Genomic DNA, 15,754 nt, shown 5'->3' with positions numbered 1-15,754 from the left:
ACCCCTTCAGGTAGCTGTAACGACTATGCTGCAGGCTTGCGCTGCTGGAACTGGCCGGCGGCGCGGTAGCGCCAGAGATAGCTGGGCAGGATCGTCGCGATCGATTGCGGCTGGATGCCGAGCCCCGCAAGCGTCCGGTTGGCCTTGGCGGCCGCGTCCGAAACGATGTTGTGTTCGCGCAGCTGCATCACCTGGTCCTTGGTCAGCAGCGGATTGGGCAAGAGGCCGAGGATCGAGGCCTGGATGTTGGCCACCCACCACGGCACCGGCACCAGCAGGCGCTTGCGCTCGATCACCTCGAGCAGCTCTTCCATGCATTCCTTGAAGGTGAGCACCTTCGGCCCGCCGAGTTCATAGATATGGCCGCCATCCACCTTGCCGTCGACCGAGCGCGCCACCGCTTCGGCAACGTCGCCGACATAGACCGGCTGGAACTTGGTCTGGCCGCCGCCGATCAGCGGCAGCACCGGCGAATAGCGCGCCATGTTGGCGAAGCGATTGAAGAAGCCGTCTTCGGGTCCGAAATTGATCGACGGCCGGAAGATCACGGCGTCCTTGATCGTCTCCAGCACAGCCTTTTCGCCAAGCGCCTTGGTGCGCGCGTAGTCCGATTCGGAGTCCAGATCGGCGCCAAGCGCAGAAATGTGGGTCAGGCCGGCGCCGACCGAGCGCGCGGCCTCGGCCACTGCGCGGGCGCCGAATTCGTGCACGGCGGAGAATTTCTGCCGGCCGCTCTCATGCAGGATGGCGACCAGATTGACGACATGGTCGGCGCCTTGCACGGCGCGGTCTACCGACCAACGCACGCGCACATTGGCCTGGACCGGCTGGATCTGGCCGACATTGCCAAGCGGCTGCAAATGGCCGGCAAGATCGGGCCGCCGGCAGGCGACCCGGATGCGATAGCCGCGCTTGGCCAGCGCACGCACGACATGGCGCCCGACAAAGCCTGACCCGCCAAAGACGACGACGAGCTTTGGGGTCTGCAGGATTTCGGTCATGGCTGGCTCCGGCGCTCGCAAGCTTGGCTGAAGCCGTTTCATAATCCGTTTCGTGCCAAAGGCAAAGGGCGACGCGTCGTCGCTATCAGCCTGTCAGAACGCTTTGCCGATACGGGCGTCGACCGAATGGCGGTTGCCGCCGCGAATGACGAAGAAGAGCAGGATCGCCGCCCACAGCAGCGACTTCTCCGCGCCCGAATAACCCTGGTCCATCGTAACCCAGTGGAACCAGACCGTGACCAGCAGCACGAACAGGCCGGCAAAGGCGGCCGGCCGCGTCAAAAACCCGATGGCGATGAAGATGCCGCCGAAGAATTCAGTGCAGGCCAAAAGCAAGGACCACAACGCACCCGGATAAAAGCCGAGACCCTCGACCATCTCGGCGGCGCCGAAAGGATTGGTGATCTTCTGCGAACCGTGGATGGCTAGAAACCCACCGGCGACGACGCGAAGAACCGTTTCGGCACCATCGTGCAGAGCGGCGTAAACCCTGCCAAGGGCCGGAATGATAAGGGCGTTGCGGGGATTGTCCGTGCTTGCCGACATTGTAGCTCCTCTGTTTTGCTTGATCAGCGCAAACGGCCGATCAGGTCGGACGAAGTCAAATAAACAAAAGTTGACCAAACTACGAATGTTTTAACATTGCGCGGCCAAACGCAGAAAACCCCGCAGAAGCGGGGTTTTCCGGGCGACGTCCATGTGAAGTCAGGGGCCGACGGAGCGGCCTGACCTGAGACGGTATCAGGAGGGCGTGAAGCAAGTACGCCCACCCCAGCCCTGAACATCCGACATGGTGCCACCAACCTTCTTGCAGGCGGCGACGAAATCGGCGCTGCAATTGGCGAATTTTGCATGGCCGTTCTTGCAGTAGTGATCTTCGGTGGCCCCGCCGCTCGGGGCAGTGATGACACCCGGGCTGGACGGCTTGGCCGGCGCGGCCTTCAAGGTGGCTGCCTGTGTGGCACCCATGAACGAGCCGAGCAGAAGGACGGCGGTCAGCATGGTGATCTTGGTGTTGGTCATGACAATTTCCTTTGATTTGGGTTGAGTTTCCGAGGCGCGAAGGACCGGCCATCGCGTGATGCAGGCTTTCGATTTCGGTTTGGTGCTTCCCCCGGTGTGGATCGGGCAAGCTCGCCTTGCCCTGGACAAAGCTGTGTCGCAGCAAGGCGCGGAAAGGTTCAGCGGCGCGCAAAGAAAATCGCACCGCACCGCGCCTGGGGCGGGCTGATTTCAGATAACCAATTGATATTTAATTATTATTCAGGAAGAGTAGCGTGCGGCGAATTCGGAAATGCGCTGCACCACCGCCTTGGATGCGGTGATGCCCCGCGCTTGCGCCTTCTCTGCCGCCTCTGCACGGGCGCGGCCCGGCACGTGCACGCCGAAGCGCCGCCGCAGCCGGTCGAGTTGGTCCTTCATCCGCTGCTCGAAATCCGGATCGAGCAGCTTGGGCTCGACGGCAAGCACGAACAGGCCGGTGCCGGGACTGTCCGGCCCGCCGCTGAACCATGGCGCGTCGAGCGACCAGTTGGCGCCTGACAGGCCGGCTGCCAGCACTTCGACCATCAACGCGATGTTGGCACCGCGCTGGCCGCCGAAGGCAAGCATGGCGCCCTTCATGGCGGCGGCCGGATCGGTGGTCGGGTTGCCGCTGGCGTCCAGCGCCCAGCCTTCCGGGATTGTCTTGCCCTCTTCGGCCGCTTTGCGGATGTTGACGAAGGCGGTGGCGCTTGACGACTGGTCGATGACCAGCGGCGCGCCGTCGGCGGCGGGTGCGGCAAACGACATCGGGTTGGTGCAATAGACCGGCTTGACCGAGCCCGAGCCGGCAAGCACGGCCGGGCCGTTGGTGGCGGCGAACGACACCAGTCCAAGTGCTGCCAGCCTTCCGGTGAAATAGCCGAGCGCGCCGCATGTATAGGCGTTCTTCTGCGAGAAGATGGCGACACCGAACAGCTTTGCCGCCTTGGCGAGGTCGTCGATGGTGCGGTCGAAGCCGGTATGCGCCAGCCCGCCGCGTGCATCGGAGAGATAGACCGCAAGCGCCGGCCGGGTGATCACCGGATCGGCATTGCCGTCGATGCGTCCGGCTTCCAGCGCCTCAAGATAGTCGATGAAATGCGACAGACCGACCGAGGAAAGCCCTTCGGCCTCGGCTGATATGATCGAAGCAGCGAGCGATTGTGCCGCTTCCTCATTGGCGCCGGCGCCAAGTGCCGCCATCCGGCACAGTCCTTTTGCCTGGTCGAGACTGAGTTGCATCATGGCCGTCCTAGGGGAGTAAGGGAATAGGGGAGTACGGGAGTAGGGGACAGTGAGCAGTGAATAGCGAATGGGGATGGAAATGTGAATGTGGATAGTAGCCGGATACTCCCCTACTCCCCTACTCCCCTACTCCCCTACTCCCCTACTCCCCTACCCCCTCTAACCAATCTTGTTGGGGATCCGCGCTTCTATCCTGCTGAACGCAAAGACCAGAATACCGGTGATCATCATGTAGATCAGCGCCAGCAGCAGCAGGGGTTCATAGGTGAGATAGGTGTCCTGCCGCACCTTGGACGAAACGGCGAAGATGTCGATGACGCTGATCGTCGCCACCAGCGGCGTCGATTTCAACTGCAGCACGGTCTCCCCGGTCAGCGTCGGCAACGCCCGATAGATGGCTTGCGGCAGCCAGATGCGCCGGAACGCCTTCCAGCGGCTCATGCCGAACGCGCGGGCGGCTTCGAGTTGCCCCTTCGGCACGCCCGCAAAGGCGCCGCGCATCACCTCGCCCTCATAGCCGGCGAACGACAGGGTCAACGCCAGCACGCCATAGGGCCAGGCTTGCCGCAGATATGGCCACATCCAGGATTCGCGGATCCAAGGATATTGCGGGAACAGCGAGCCCAGGCCGTAATAAAGCAGCCATAGCTGGATCAGCAGCGGCGTGCCCCGGATCACCGTGCAGAACACCTTGGCGGGCGCGGCGAACCAGAATGAGCCGGCGGCTTGCGCCAGCCCTAGCGGCACGGCCAGCAGGAAGCCCAGGACGCAGGTGACGGCCAGGATCCACAGCGACCGCCAGATGCCGATCAAGCCCATTTCATAATATTGCGGCAGCCAGTCCCAGCGCATGAAAAAGGCGGCCGACAGAACCAGGCCGAGTGCGATCAGGATCAGCACGATGCGGTGCGGCTGCAGCCACAGCGACGTTCGCGCGACGACGTTGATGATGGCAGCCTCGTTGGCCATCAGCGCGCCTCCTTGAGCGAAGGCATGCCGCGCCGCGACCAGGTCTCGACACGGCCGATGACGAGGTTGGAGAACAGCGACAAAAGCAGATAAAGCACGCCCGCCGCGAAAAAGAAGGTGAAATAGGCTTTGGTGACACCCGCCGCCTGCCGCGTCGCCAGCGCCAGCTCGTAGAAACCGACGACCGCCAGCAGCGCGGTGTCCTTGGTGGCGATCAGCCAGAGATTGGCGAGGCCCGGTATGGCGAAGGGCAGCATTGACGGCAAGGTGATGCGCCGCAACATCAGGCCCGGAGACATTCCATAGGCGCGGGCGGCCTCGATCTGGCCCTGCGGAATGGCCAGGATCGCGCCGCGTATCACCTCTGTCGAATAGGCGCCCTGGACAAAGCCGAGCACGGCGATGCCGGCGGCAAGGCCACTCACGTCGACGCGCTGATAGCCCATGGCCGTCAGCGCCTGATTGATCAGGTCGGTTCCGGCGTAATAGAGCAGCAGGATCAGCACCAGTTCGGGCACCGCGCGCACGATGGTGGTGTAGACCGCCAGGAGATCGCGCACCACCGGCCCGCCATAAAGTTTGCCATAGGCGCCGCCGGTGCCGATCAGAAGGCCGAGGCACGTGGCGCCCAGCGCGATCTCGATCGAATGGAGCAGCCCAACCAAAAGAGCCCCGCCCCAGCCTGGCGGGTAGGGCGAGAGAAGCTCGGTGATGCCGGCCGCGGAGGCCGAAAGAAGTGCGTCGATCAGCGTCGCCCCCGAAGTGCTGGCCAACCGCCGACGGCTGCGTCGGCGGCAAACATGCCTGGGAAAGATCGAGCAGGGGGCATGGCGCTGGCGCCATGCCCCACCGCTCATACGAGGATCGTCAGTTCGACTGTGCGCCGCCACCGCCGTAAATGTCGAAATCGAAGTATTTCTTCGAGATCTCGTCATATTTGCCGTTGGCGCGGATCGCCTTGATGCCGGCGTTGATTTTGCCCTTCAGTTCGGTGTCTTCCTTGCGCACGCCGGCGCCGACGCCCGGTCCGAGCACTTCGTCGTCAGGAGCGACCATCCCCTTCAAGTCGCAGCAGGCCTTGCCCTGGTCGGATTTCAGGAACTCGCCAAGCGCGATGGAATCGGCCTGAACCGCATCGAGGCGGCCGGCGGCCAGATCGTTGTTGGCCTCGTCCTGGGTCTGGTATTCCTTGATCTCCGAGGCTGTGCTGCCAAAGTGCTTCTTGGCGTAGACAGCGTGCACCGTCGAAACCTGCACGCCGACGATCTTGCCCTTGAGGTCGTCCGGGGCGGAGCCGAATTTCTGGTCCTTGGGGCCGATGATCGCGGTCGGCGTGTTATAGTACTTGTCCGAGAAATCGATCGTCTTCGCGCGTTCGGCGGTGATCGACATCGAGGAGACGATGAGGTCGATCTTCTTGGTCGTCAGTGCCGGGATGATGCCGTCCCAGGCGACCGGGGTAATGACGCAATCGAGCTTCTCCTCGGCGCAGACGGCATCGATGAAGTCGATCTCCCAACCGACCCACTTGCCCGAAGCATCGGGCGAGGTGAAGGGCGGATAAGGCTCGGCGGCGACGCCGATCTTGACCGGATCGGCCTTGGCCACGCCCATGGCGGCGACGCCGAGCAGCAGCGCTGCGGCGAATGTTTTCAGAACAGTCTTCATGTCACGACTCCCAGTTTGTTGTTGGTTCCCGGTTTTCTTCCGTCCCGGCCTGTCCTAGCCGATGTTGCGGATGAACTGCTTCAGCCTTTCGGATTTGGGCGCGCCGAAGATCTGCTCCGGCGGGCCTTCTTCCTCGACCAATCCATTGTAGAGATAGACGACATGCGTCGCGACCTCGCGGGCGAACTTCATCTCGTGGGTGACCAGCACCATGGTGCGGCCTTCGCGCGCCAGGTCGCCGATCACCTTCAGCACCTCACCGACCAGCTCGGGATCGAGTGCGGAGGTGGGCTCGTCGAACAGCATGACGCGCGGATTGATGGCCAGCGCCCGGGCGATCGCCGCGCGCTGCTGCTGGCCGCCCGACAGATAGGCCGGATAGACGTCGCGCTTTTCGGCCAGACCGACACGGGCGAGCAGTTTCTCGGCCTCGCCGATCGCCACATCGCGCTTGATGCCAAGCACATGTACGGGAACCTCGATGACGTTTTCGATCAGCGTCATGTGGCTCCACAGGTTGAAGTTCTGGAACACCATGCCGAGCTTGGAGCGGATGCGCTCGATCTGCTTGCGGTCGGCCGGGACCGTGTGGCCATGGCTGTCGGCCTTGAGCTTGATCTCCTCGCCATTGACGCGGATGATGCCGCTGGTGGGGTTTTCCAGGCAGTTGATGCAGCGCAGCAGGGTCGATTTGCCTGAGCCCGAGCCGCCGATGATGGCGATGACCTCGCCGTCGCGCGCCGACAGCGAGACGCCCTTCAGCACATGCAGCTCACCGAATCTCTTGTGCAGGTTCTCGACATGGATGGCTTCGGCGGCGCCGTCCTGCGCCGTATGTTTCAATGCGGGTGCGGCGCTTTGCGCTGTCATCCCGGATGCGGCGCTTATGGCCGTCATTCCTTCCACGCTCCGCGGAGCGTTCGAGCTCGTCGCTGCTGGTATCTTTTACCCATTACCCGTCACTGGACAGAGTTCCCATGCTCAGGATGGACCGTTCCGCTTGCCTCCGTCAACCATGGTTTTTGGACTATTGATCACAGCTTGCTGTAGTGGTTAGTGGCGCCAACCGACGTTCAGGGAGAATTTAGTGGGCAAATCATACGGGTCGCAGTCCATGGCCGGACCCCTGAAACGCGTGTTGATGCGGTCCGCCACGAGCGCCATGCGTCATGCCAGGGCACAGGAATGGCACTATGGTCCGGGGTTCGATCCGCAGAAGGCGGCGGCCCAGCATGAGCAGTTGACCAGCATGGTCGCGGCTTCCGGCGCCGAGATCGAATGGCTGACGGACGCCGATGACGGGCTGGCCGATTCCGTCTTCACCCATGATCCGTCGCTGATGACCGATCATGGCGCGATTATCCTTTCGATGGGCAAGGCGCTGCGCCGTGCCGAGCCCGGTCTGCACGAGGCAGCTTACAAGCGCATGGGGATACCCATTCTCGGTCGGATCGATGATCCGGGGCAGGTGGAAGGCGGCGACTGCGTCTGGGTCGATGCAACCACGCTGGCCGTCGGTCGTGGCGTACGCACCAACCAGGACGGCATCCAGCAGCTTTCGAACCTGCTCTCGCCCAAGGGCATTTCGGTCTTCGGTTTCGACCTGCCGCTCTGGCACGGCGAGGAAGCCTGCCTGCATCTGATGTCGGTGATCAGCCCGCTCGCCGACGATTTGGCGCTGGTCTACCCGCCCTTGCTGCCGGCCCCCTTCTACCAGATGCTGCGGGGTCGCGGCATCAAGCTGGTCGAGGGCGATGCCGACGAGTTCTTCGCTTCCAGCGGGCTCAGTCTCAATGTGCTGCCGACCGCGCCGCGCCAGATCATTGCCGTTGCCGGCTTTCCCAGGACGGCGGCCGCCATGGAAGCGGCCGGCTGCACGGTCGCCACCTTCGATGCGGATGCGCTCTGCATCGCCTGCGAGGGCGGTCCGACCTGCCTGACGCGCCCGGTGCTGCGCCAATGATCGCCACTGGGACCACCACTGGGACGACCGTCGGCGAGGCGTTGATTTCGCTGCTTGAAGCGCATGGCGTCGACACGGTGTTCGGCATTCCGGGCGTCCACACGGTCGAACTCTATCGCGGGCTGGCGCGCTCGAAGATCCGCCACGTCACGCCGCGCCACGAACAAGGCGCCGGCTTCATGGCCGATGGCTACGCACGCGCCAGCGGCAGGCCGGGCGTCGCCTTCGTCATCACCGGACCGGGGCTGACCAACACCATCACCGCCATGGGGCAGGCACGCGCTGATTCGGTGCCGATGCTGGTCATATCCGGCGTCAACGCCATGCCGACGCTGGGCAAGGGCCTCGGCCATCTGCATGAACTGCCGGATCAGCGCGGCATGATGGAGAAGGTGGCGCTGTTTTCGAAGCGCGTCACCGAGGCCAGCGAATTGCCCGCTGCTCTGGCGCAGGCCTTCGCCCTGTTTTCATTGGCCCGGCCCGGCCCGGTGCATATCGAGATCCCGACCGACGTCATGGTCAAGCCGGCGGATGGCATCGCTGCCATGCTGAGCAATGTGACGCCACCCGCGCCGGAAGGTGCCGCAATTGCCAGCGCGGCCAAACTCATCGCTGCCGCGCGCCGCCCGCTGATCCTGGTCGGCGGCGGCGCCAAACGCGCCGGGGCGCCATTGCGGCGTCTGGCCGAGCGGCTGGGAGCGCCGGTCGTCCAGACCACCAATGCGCGCGGCCTGCTGCATGGTCATCCGCTTTGCGTGCCGGCCAGTCCCAGCCTGAAGACAGTACGGGCGCTGATGGCCGAAGCCGATCTGGTCATTGCCGCCGGCACCGAATTCGGCCCGACCGACTATGACGGCTACAGCGATGGCGGCTTCGTCCTGCCCGCCAATCTGATCCGCATCGATATCGGCGCGGACCAGATTGCCCGCCGCCCGGCAACCGTTTCGATCCAGGCCGATTGCGCCGAGGCGCTCGAAGCGCTGCTTCTGGAAACGGGCCATGTCCGGGCAAGCGAGGGCGGTCCGTCGCGCGCAGCTGCTACACGAAAAGCAGCCTTTGCCGAGCTCAATCCGACCCTGCAGGCGCAAGTGCGTGCCGTCGAGATGATCCGCGACACCTTGCCGGGCGCGCTCATCGTCGGCGATTCGACGCAGCCGATCTATGCGGCCAACCTCTATTACGACCACGACCGCCCAGGCGGCTGGTTCAATGCCGCCACCGGCTTCGGCGCGCTCGGCTATGGCCCGCCGGCGGCGATTGGCGCGGCCCTTGCGATACCCGATGCGCCGGTTGTCTGCCTGACCGGCGACGGCGGCTTCCAGTTCACGCTGCCGGAGTTGGGCGCCGCGCTCGATGCGCGGGCGCCGGTCATCTTCATCGTCTGGAATAACAGAGGCTACCGCGAGATCGAAACCTCCATGCTCGATGTCGGTGTCGAGCCCGTCGGCGTATCGCCGGCGCCGCCCGATTTCTGCAAGCTGGCCGAGGCCTATGGCATCGGCGCCGAACGGCTTGCCGATATCGACGCTCTCGCGGACGCGTTGAAGCGCGCCCGGGCCACCGGACTGCCGCGCGTCATCGAAATCACGGTTGACTGAAGGACGGTGCTACGTATTTCCCGTCTCGACGGCCCTGAACCACGGCCGGCCGGTGGGCGGACGCATGCAAAGACGCGACAACTGCCATGTCGAGATGTCAATTGAGTGATGGCGCAAAAGGCGCGACGCTTCGCGTCGGCGGCACAGAAACGACCTAACGACAAAAAAATGACAGGAGCGTCCAAGATGACGGAAACACTTGAAGGCAAGCATATCGTCGTGACCGGTGGAACCGGTGCGCTCGGCGGTGCGGTTGTCGGCAAACTGCTGAGTGACGGCGCGATCTGCCATGTGCCCAACGCCCATGCTGCCGCCCCCACGCATTTCCCCTTTACCACGCATGACCGTGTCCAGCTGGTGCACAACGTCGATCTCTCGGACCCTGCCAAGGTCGAAGCGTTCTACAGCCAGGTTCCAGGCCTTTGGGGCTCGATCCATCTGGCCGGCGGCTTCACCTCGGCACCTGTTGAAAAGATCGAGTCGGCGTCCTTTGCCGAGATGATGGACACCAATGCGCGCACAGCCTTCCTGTGCTGCCGCGCCGCGGTACGCTCTATGCTCGCATCGGATACCGCGGGCCGTATCGTCAACGTCACCGCGCGCGCCGGGCTCGATCCGCGACGCGGCGCCGGCATGGTCGCTTACGCCGCCAGCAAGGCGGCGGTGGCAGCCATGACGGTGGCGATGGCCGAAGAGCTGAAGCACAAGGGCATCCTGGTCAATGCCGTGGCGCCGTCGACACTCGATACGCCGGCAAACCGCGCCGACATGCCGGATGCCGATGTCACCAGATGGGTCAGCCTCGAAGCCGCCGCCGAGGCCATCGCCTATCTGGCATCGCCGGCCAATCTGGCGATGAGTGGTACGCTGGTGCCGCTTTACGGCAGGGCGTAACCTTCCACCCTTTACCGCGGTCAAAGAAAAACCCCGCCGGATTGTTCCGGCGGGGTTTTGTTTTCGAGCCTGTGCGAAAACTTCGCTTCGAAGGGCTTCGCGGTGCGAAGGGCTTAGCTGCCCTGCTTCTTCAGCGCGGCACCCAGGATGTCGCCCAGCGAAGCGCCGGAGTCGGTCGAGCCGTACTGAGCGACCGCTTCCTTCTCTTCGGCGATTTCCAGCGCCTTGATCGAGACCTGCAGCTTGCGGGTCTTCTTGTCGAAGGCGATGACGCGCGCGTCGACCTTCTGGCCGACGGTGAAGCGCTCGGGGCGCTGCTCGTCGCGGTCACGGCTCAGATCGGAGCGCTTGATGAAGGTTTCGATGCCGCTGTCGACCAGCCGCACTTCCAGACCGCCATCCTTGACGCCGATGACTTCACAGGTGACGACCGCGTTCTTGCGCAGTTCGCCTGAAGTCGCCGCTTCGCCGACCGTATCCTTGGCCAGCTGCTTGATGCCGAGCGAGATGCGCTCCTTGTCGATGTCGACATCGAGCACCTGCGCCTTGACCATGTCGCCGCGATTGTACTCTTCGATGACCTGCTCGCCCGGACGGGTCCAGTCGAGGTCGGAAAGGTGGACCATGCCGTCCACGTCGCCTTCGAGGCCGATGAACAGGCCGAACTCGGTCTTGTTCTTGACCTCGCCCTCGACCTGGCTGCCGACCGGATGGCTCGAGGCGAAAGCCTGCCACGGATTCTCGAGCGTCTGCTTGAGGCCGAGCGAGATGCGGCGCTTGGCCGGATCGACCTCGAGCACCACCACGTCGACTTCCTGGGTCGTCGACAGGATCTTGCCGGGATGCACGTTCTTCTTCGTCCACGACATTTCCGAAACGTGGATGAGACCCTCGATGCCCGGCTCCAGTTCGACGAACGCGCCGTAGTCGGTGATGTTGGTGACGGTACCCTTGATCTTCTTGCCGATCGGGAACTTGGTGCCGATCTCGGACCACGGATCGCTCTCGAGCTGCTTCATGCCGAGCGAGATGCGGTGGGTTTCCTGGTTGATGCGGATGATCTGCACCTTGACCGTCTGACCGATGTTGAGGATTTCGGTCGGATGGTTGACGCGGCGCCATGCCATGTCGGTGACATGCAGCAGGCCGTCGATGCCGCCGAGGTCGACGAACGCACCATAATCGGTGATGTTCTTGACGACGCCTTCGACAACCTGGCCTTCTTCGAGGTTCTGCACGATTTCCGAACGCTGTTCGGCGCGGCTCTCCTCAAGCACGGTACGGCGCGACACCACGATGTTGCCGCGGCGGCGATCCATCTTGAGGATCTCGAACGGCTGCGGGTTGTGCATCAGCGGGGAGACGTCGCGGATCGGGCGGATATCGACCTGGCTGCGCGGCAGGAAGGCCACGGCGCCGTCGAGGTCGACGGTGAAGCCGCCCTTGACCTGGTTGAAGATGACGCCTTCGACGCGCTCACCCTTGGTGAACTTCTCTTCCAGGCGGACCCAGCTCTCTTCGCGGCGGGCCTTTTCACGTGAAAGCATCGCTTCGCCAAGCGCGTTTTCGATGCGCTCGACATAGACTTCGACGGTGTCACCAACCTTGAGGGTGGTGTCCTTGCCCTTGACGCCGAATTCCTTCAGCGGCACGCGGCCTTCGACCTTGAGGCCGACGTCGATGATAGCCATGTCTTTTTCAATGGCGGTGATGATGCCCTTGACGACCTGACCTTCGCCGGAATGGCCGGCGGTAAAAGATTCTTCGAGCAGGCTCGCGAAATCGTCGCGAGTGGGATTTGCAGCTGACATTGTTTCTCCTGGAGTGCCCCGCATCTAAAAGCGGGACGGGCGCCGTGGGTTAGCGTTGCGTTTGGCCTACCGGCGTTCCGGGCTACAAAAACCCTGGGCCGCTCTTTAAACGGCAATTCCGGCGCATGAAGAATGCTGGCAGGCTGGTTCGTGCCCGATATGGGTATTTTCTTCGCCTCCGACAACGGAAATACGAGGGAAAACCCGGATTAGGCGTTGTCTCTTTTGGCCAGCACGTCGTCTATGATCGCCATGGCTGCAAGAAACGCGGCTTCTATAGCCATTTCGCTGGTATCAAGCAAGTGCGCGTCGGCCGCCGGCTTCAACGGTGAGTCCGCTCGACTCATGTCGCGTTCGTCGCGGCGCACGATATCGGCGAGGATTTCGGTGAAATCGGCGGTCCCGCCGATGCTCTCGATCTCCGACAGCCGGCGCTGTGCCCGCACCTCGGCGCTCGCTGTCACATAGAGTTTGATGTCGGCGTCGGGGCAGACAACGGTGCCGATGTCGCGCCCGTCGAGCACCGCGCCCGGCGGCGTCTTGGCGAAGTCGCGCTGCTTTTCGACGAGGATGCGCCGCACCGTCGGATACACCGCGACCTTGGAGGCAGCCTCGCCGACGGCATGCGTTGACAAGACCGCCCGGTCGAGCTTCGCCAGATCGACCTGGCGGGCCGCGGTTTCGGCGGCCGAGACATTGTCGAGCGGCAGCGCGTGCTGGATGAGCGCATAGGCGACGGCGCGATAGGTGAGACCGGTGTCGAGCAGGTTCAGCCGGTAGTGGTCGGCGAGCCGCCGGGCCAGCGTGCCTTTTCCGGCGCCTGCGGGGCCGTCGATGGCGATGGTGAAGGTGTGAGTCATTGGCGGGCCGCCGCGATTGACAGGTGCGATGAAGAAGACGGGCGCCGAGATTCTTCACACCCCCCTCTGTCCTGCCGGACATCTCCCCCGCAAGGGGGGAGATCAGCCATCACCGCTGACTTAGCCAATCGCCAATATTGCAGGATTGAATGGAGCGCCAAAGCCGCCAATCTCCCCCCTTGCGGGGGAGATGTCCGGCAGGACAGAGGGGGGTGCTGTCCCGCCAGCGTTGCAGTCTGGTCCCAAGCCATCGACTAGCCGATCTCCGCACCCAGCCCCGTCATCAGCCCCATGAACTCCGGAAAGCTCGTCGCAATCATCGCGGCGTCATCGATCGTCACCAGCTTTTCCGTCGCCAGCCCCATGACCAAGAAACTCATGGCGATGCGGTGGTCGAGATGGGTCTGCACGGTCGTGTCCTGGCCGTTCGGATGGCCACCCAGCCCCTTGCCGCCCGGTTTTCCGCGCACGGCGAGCGAGGCCTCGCCCTCGGTGCAATCGACGCCGTTGAGCTTCAGCCCGTTGGCGACGGCCGACAGCCGGTCGGATTCCTTGACGCGCAGCTCCTCCAGCCCCTGCATCAGCGTCTCGCCCTCGGCGAAGCTCGCCGCGACCGCCAGCACCGGATACTCGTCGATCATCGACGGCGCCCGCTCGGGCGGCACGGTGACGCCCTTCAACTCGGAGTAGCGCACGCGCAAATCGGCGACGTCCTCGCCACCGGCGTTGCGCGGGTTCAAAATGTCGATCTTGCCGCCCATTTCCTGGAGCGTCAAAAGCAGGCCGGTGCGGGTCGGGTTCATCAGCACGTTCTCGATTGTGATGTCGGAACCCGGCACGATCAGCGCGGCCACCAGCGGGAAGCCGGCCGAGGACGGGTCGCCCGGCACGGCGATGGTCTGGCCGGTCAGTCTGCCCTGTCCTTCGATGAAGATGTGGCGCACGCCGCGCTCGTCGGTTTCGACCGACAGGTTCGCGCCGAATCCTCTGAGCATCTTTTCGGTGTGGTCGCGCGTCATGACGGGCTCGATGACGGTGGTGATGCCCGGCGTGTTCAGCCCGGCAAGCAGCACCGCCGACTTGACCTGCGCCGAGGCCATCGGCACACGATAGGTGATCGGCGCGGCATGCTTTGGCCCATGCAGCGTGATCGGCATGCGGTCACCCGGTGTCGCCTTCAGCACCTGCACGCCCATCTGGCGCAAGGGTTCCAGCACGCGGCCCATCGGCCGGCCCGACAGCGAGGCGTCGCCGATGAAGGTCGTCTCCATGTCATAAGTGCCGACAAGGCCCATGGTGAGCCGCGAGCCGGTGCCGGCATTGCCGAAATCGAGCGGGCCTTCCGGCTGCAGCAGTGCGCCATTGCCTGTGCCGCGGATCACCCACTCGTCGCCGTTCTTCTCGATATGTGCGCCCATAGCCTTCATGGCAGCACCTGTGCGCATCACGTCCTCGCCTTCGAGCAGGCCGGTGATGCGGGTCTCGCCCGAGGCGAGGCCGCCGAACATGAAGGAGCGGTGCGAGATCGACTTGTCGCCCGGCACGCGCGCGATACCAGAAAGGGCTGGGGATTGGCGGGCGGTGGCCGGCTTGGGCGCGGCGGCGTGAGACATGGAATTTCCCTGGACGGAATGCCGGCGGGCCGGCGCTTTTCATTTGTTGCGGCGGTCTCGTATCACGGCGGGCCGAAATGGTCATCCCCCATGGTCGTCACTGACGCGACGCCTTTCAACGTATGGTTTTGTGACGCCGGCTTTTCGCTTTGACAGCGCTGCAAACTGTGGTTAAGGGGACCACTCTTTTATTGACGAGGCTTGCCGTGGCAAAAACCGAACTTGGCACAAAACGTATCGACCCGGAGACGGGCCGAAAATTCTACGACCTGAACAAGGACCCGATCGTCTCGCCCTACACCGGCAAGACCTATCCGCGTTCCTATTTCGAGGAAGGCAAGATTGCCGCTCTCGAGGAGGAAGAGGAAGTGGCCGAGAAGGAAGTGGACGCCGAGGAAGAAGAGGGCGTTGAGGTCGTCTCGCTTGAAGAGGCCGACGAGGACGCCAAGGGCGACGACCTGCCGGATCTCGGCGACGACGAGGATGACGTCGACCTCGGCGACGACGAGGATGACACCTTCCTCGCCGACGAAGAGGAAGAAGATGACGACGTTGCCGACATGATCGGCGTCGGCGACGACGACGACGAGGTCTGATCGGCCTTGAAAGCGGGCGTTTGCAGGCTTTCGTAGCCTGCGAAGAAAAAGCGGCTCTTGAAGGCTTGATATTGACGAAAGGCGGGGTTAGAAGCCGCCTGCACTAACGGCGCGGTCTCCAACCCGCGCCGGATCTCTTCGCCGGAAACGGCGCCGGTTGACTGCCGGAAGTGGGGCCATAGCTCAGTTGGGAGAGCGCTTGAATGGCATTCAAGAGGTCGTCGGTTCGATCCCGATTGGCTCCACCAAACAGTCCCTCTGCAATTCGCAGCCGATGAATGTGTGGTACTGCGGTCATCTGCGTTTGATGGTCAGTTCAGGCAACGCCGCTGAAAGCGCCCCCATCAAACGGAACGAACCAGCCATTTCTCGAGAGCAACTGTTCGCCGGACAAAGTCTTCACTGTTCATGGAGCGCTTAGAGCGTTTCATATTTTGACGGAAGCGTAGCCTGCGTTTTCGAAGTAGTTCTTGCATTCGGCTGCCTCGATGGTTTCGACGAGGTGGCCGATGT

The 15,754-nt window shown here is 63.4% G+C and carries 15 protein-coding genes and 1 tRNA gene; 5 read left to right on the top strand and 11 right to left on the bottom strand.

Annotated elements, in window-relative coordinates:
* Window positions 1-23 precede the first annotated feature (23 nt).
* The 8 genes from NKJ11_RS25975 to NKJ11_RS25940 all read right to left on the bottom strand — a co-directional run bounded on the left by NKJ11_RS25975 (window position 24) and on the right by NKJ11_RS25940 (window position 6,776).
* On the bottom strand, window positions 24-1,001 hold the full coding sequence (locus NKJ11_RS25975; RefSeq protein ID WP_023811504.1) for a complex I NDUFA9 subunit family protein: 978 nt from the start codon (window positions 999-1,001) through the stop codon (window positions 24-26).
* A gap of 93 nt (window positions 1,002-1,094) precedes the next feature.
* Window positions 1,095-1,547, bottom strand: coding sequence for a DoxX family protein (locus NKJ11_RS25970; protein ID WP_023811505.1), 453 nt, complete (start codon window positions 1,545-1,547; stop codon window positions 1,095-1,097).
* 195 nt (window positions 1,548-1,742) lie between these two features.
* Window positions 1,743-2,024, bottom strand: coding sequence for a hypothetical protein (locus tag NKJ11_RS25965; protein ID WP_023811506.1), 282 nt, complete (start codon window positions 2,022-2,024; stop codon window positions 1,743-1,745).
* A 240-nt stretch (window positions 2,025-2,264) separates the two neighbouring features.
* Window positions 2,265-3,266: an Ldh family oxidoreductase gene (locus NKJ11_RS25960; protein WP_164892839.1), complete on the bottom strand. Its 1,002-nt coding sequence runs from the start codon at window positions 3,264-3,266 to the stop codon at window positions 2,265-2,267.
* Window positions 3,267-3,428: 162 nt separating this feature from the next.
* Complete coding sequence (locus NKJ11_RS25955) at window positions 3,429-4,238, bottom strand: ABC transporter permease (RefSeq protein ID WP_023811509.1); 810 nt, start codon at window positions 4,236-4,238, stop codon at window positions 3,429-3,431.
* Window positions 4,238-4,903, bottom strand: a complete 666-nt coding sequence (locus tag NKJ11_RS25950; RefSeq protein ID WP_024501900.1) for an ABC transporter permease — start codon at window positions 4,901-4,903, stop codon at window positions 4,238-4,240. The genes NKJ11_RS25955 and NKJ11_RS25950 overlap by 1 nt, the downstream gene beginning before the upstream one ends.
* A gap of 202 nt (window positions 4,904-5,105) precedes the next feature.
* Complete coding sequence (locus NKJ11_RS25945) at window positions 5,106-5,906, bottom strand: transporter substrate-binding domain-containing protein (protein ID WP_023811511.1); 801 nt, start codon at window positions 5,904-5,906, stop codon at window positions 5,106-5,108.
* Between the two features lie 54 nt (window positions 5,907-5,960).
* Entirely contained in the window at window positions 5,961-6,776 is an 816-nt protein-coding gene (locus NKJ11_RS25940) for an ABC transporter ATP-binding protein (RefSeq protein ID WP_023811512.1), read from the bottom strand.
* A gap of 244 nt (window positions 6,777-7,020) precedes the next feature.
* On the opposite strand from NKJ11_RS25940, the gene NKJ11_RS25935 reads away from it, so the two are divergent.
* The 3 genes from NKJ11_RS25935 to NKJ11_RS25925 all read left to right on the top strand — a co-directional run bounded on the left by NKJ11_RS25935 (window position 7,021) and on the right by NKJ11_RS25925 (window position 10,361).
* Window positions 7,021-7,869, top strand: a complete 849-nt coding sequence (locus NKJ11_RS25935; RefSeq protein WP_031213356.1) for a dimethylarginine dimethylaminohydrolase family protein — start codon at window positions 7,021-7,023, stop codon at window positions 7,867-7,869.
* Window positions 7,866-9,467, top strand: coding sequence for a 5-guanidino-2-oxopentanoate decarboxylase (locus NKJ11_RS25930; protein WP_023811514.1), 1,602 nt, complete (start codon window positions 7,866-7,868; stop codon window positions 9,465-9,467). Before NKJ11_RS25935 ends, NKJ11_RS25930 begins: the two co-directional genes overlap by 4 nt.
* A 186-nt stretch (window positions 9,468-9,653) precedes the next feature.
* Entirely contained in the window at window positions 9,654-10,361 is a 708-nt protein-coding gene (locus tag NKJ11_RS25925) for an SDR family NAD(P)-dependent oxidoreductase (protein WP_023811515.1), read from the top strand.
* A gap of 113 nt (window positions 10,362-10,474) precedes the next feature.
* Here NKJ11_RS25925 and rpsA read toward each other — a convergent pair whose 3' ends face one another.
* The 3 genes from rpsA to aroA form a co-directional block, all read right to left on the bottom strand.
* Window positions 10,475-12,172: a 30S ribosomal protein S1 gene (rpsA, locus tag NKJ11_RS25920; protein ID WP_023811516.1), complete on the bottom strand. Its 1,698-nt coding sequence runs from the start codon at window positions 12,170-12,172 to the stop codon at window positions 10,475-10,477.
* 209 nt (window positions 12,173-12,381) lie between these two features.
* On the bottom strand, window positions 12,382-13,032 hold the full coding sequence (gene cmk, locus NKJ11_RS25915; RefSeq protein ID WP_023811517.1) for a (d)CMP kinase: 651 nt from the start codon (window positions 13,030-13,032) through the stop codon (window positions 12,382-12,384).
* A gap of 254 nt (window positions 13,033-13,286) precedes the next feature.
* The gene (gene aroA, locus NKJ11_RS25910) at window positions 13,287-14,645 is read right to left on the bottom strand and encodes a 3-phosphoshikimate 1-carboxyvinyltransferase (protein WP_352794609.1); all 1,359 of its coding nucleotides are present in this window, start codon (window positions 14,643-14,645) and stop codon (window positions 13,287-13,289) included.
* Window positions 14,646-14,851: 206 nt separating this feature from the next.
* On the opposite strand from aroA, the gene NKJ11_RS25905 reads away from it, so the two are divergent.
* Together NKJ11_RS25905 and NKJ11_RS25900 are read left to right on the top strand one after the other, a co-directional pair.
* On the top strand, window positions 14,852-15,241 hold the full coding sequence (locus NKJ11_RS25905) for a TIGR02300 family protein (RefSeq protein WP_023811519.1): 390 nt from the start codon (window positions 14,852-14,854) through the stop codon (window positions 15,239-15,241).
* A 172-nt stretch (window positions 15,242-15,413) separates the two neighbouring features.
* Window positions 15,414-15,489 (top strand) — tRNA-Ala (locus NKJ11_RS25900).
* Window positions 15,490-15,754: the final 265 nt, after the last annotated feature.

The sequence above is a fragment of the Mesorhizobium sp. M0243 genome (assembly GCF_040321775.1).
Classification (GTDB): domain Bacteria; phylum Pseudomonadota; class Alphaproteobacteria; order Rhizobiales; family Rhizobiaceae; genus Mesorhizobium.
The sequence above is the reverse complement of the archived record's forward strand: the minus strand, read 5'-3'. Positions and strand labels throughout refer to the sequence as shown.

What these genes read in the sequence shown, in the direction of transcription:
- NKJ11_RS25975 (WP_023811504.1), bottom strand. Translation starts at nt 1,001, where the DNA reads ATGACCGAAATCCTGCAGACCCCAAAGCTCGTCGTCGTCTTTGGCGGG.
- NKJ11_RS25970 (WP_023811505.1), bottom strand. Translation starts at nt 1,547, where the DNA reads ATGTCGGCAAGCACGGACAATCCCCGCAACGCCCTTATCATTCCGGCC.
- NKJ11_RS25965 (WP_023811506.1), bottom strand. Translation starts at nt 2,024, where the DNA reads ATGACCAACACCAAGATCACCATGCTGACCGCCGTCCTTCTGCTCGGC.
- NKJ11_RS25960 (WP_164892839.1), bottom strand. Translation starts at nt 3,266, where the DNA reads ATGCAACTCAGTCTCGACCAGGCAAAAGGACTGTGCCGGATGGCGGCA.
- NKJ11_RS25955 (WP_023811509.1), bottom strand. Translation starts at nt 4,238, where the DNA reads ATGGCCAACGAGGCTGCCATCATCAACGTCGTCGCGCGAACGTCGCTG.
- NKJ11_RS25945 (WP_023811511.1), bottom strand. Translation starts at nt 5,906, where the DNA reads ATGAAGACTGTTCTGAAAACATTCGCCGCAGCGCTGCTGCTCGGCGTC.
- NKJ11_RS25940 (WP_023811512.1), bottom strand. Translation starts at nt 6,776, where the DNA reads ATGACAGCGCAAAGCGCCGCACCCGCATTGAAACATACGGCGCAGGAC.
- NKJ11_RS25935 (WP_031213356.1), top strand. Translation starts at nt 7,021, where the DNA reads ATGGCCGGACCCCTGAAACGCGTGTTGATGCGGTCCGCCACGAGCGCC.
- NKJ11_RS25930 (WP_023811514.1), top strand. Translation starts at nt 7,866, where the DNA reads ATGATCGCCACTGGGACCACCACTGGGACGACCGTCGGCGAGGCGTTG.
- NKJ11_RS25925 (WP_023811515.1), top strand. Translation starts at nt 9,654, where the DNA reads ATGACGGAAACACTTGAAGGCAAGCATATCGTCGTGACCGGTGGAACC.
- rpsA (WP_023811516.1), bottom strand. Translation starts at nt 12,172, where the DNA reads ATGTCAGCTGCAAATCCCACTCGCGACGATTTCGCGAGCCTGCTCGAA.
- cmk (WP_023811517.1), bottom strand. Translation starts at nt 13,032, where the DNA reads ATGACTCACACCTTCACCATCGCCATCGACGGCCCCGCAGGCGCCGGA.
- aroA (WP_352794609.1), bottom strand. Translation starts at nt 14,645, where the DNA reads ATGTCTCACGCCGCCGCGCCCAAGCCGGCCACCGCCCGCCAATCCCCA.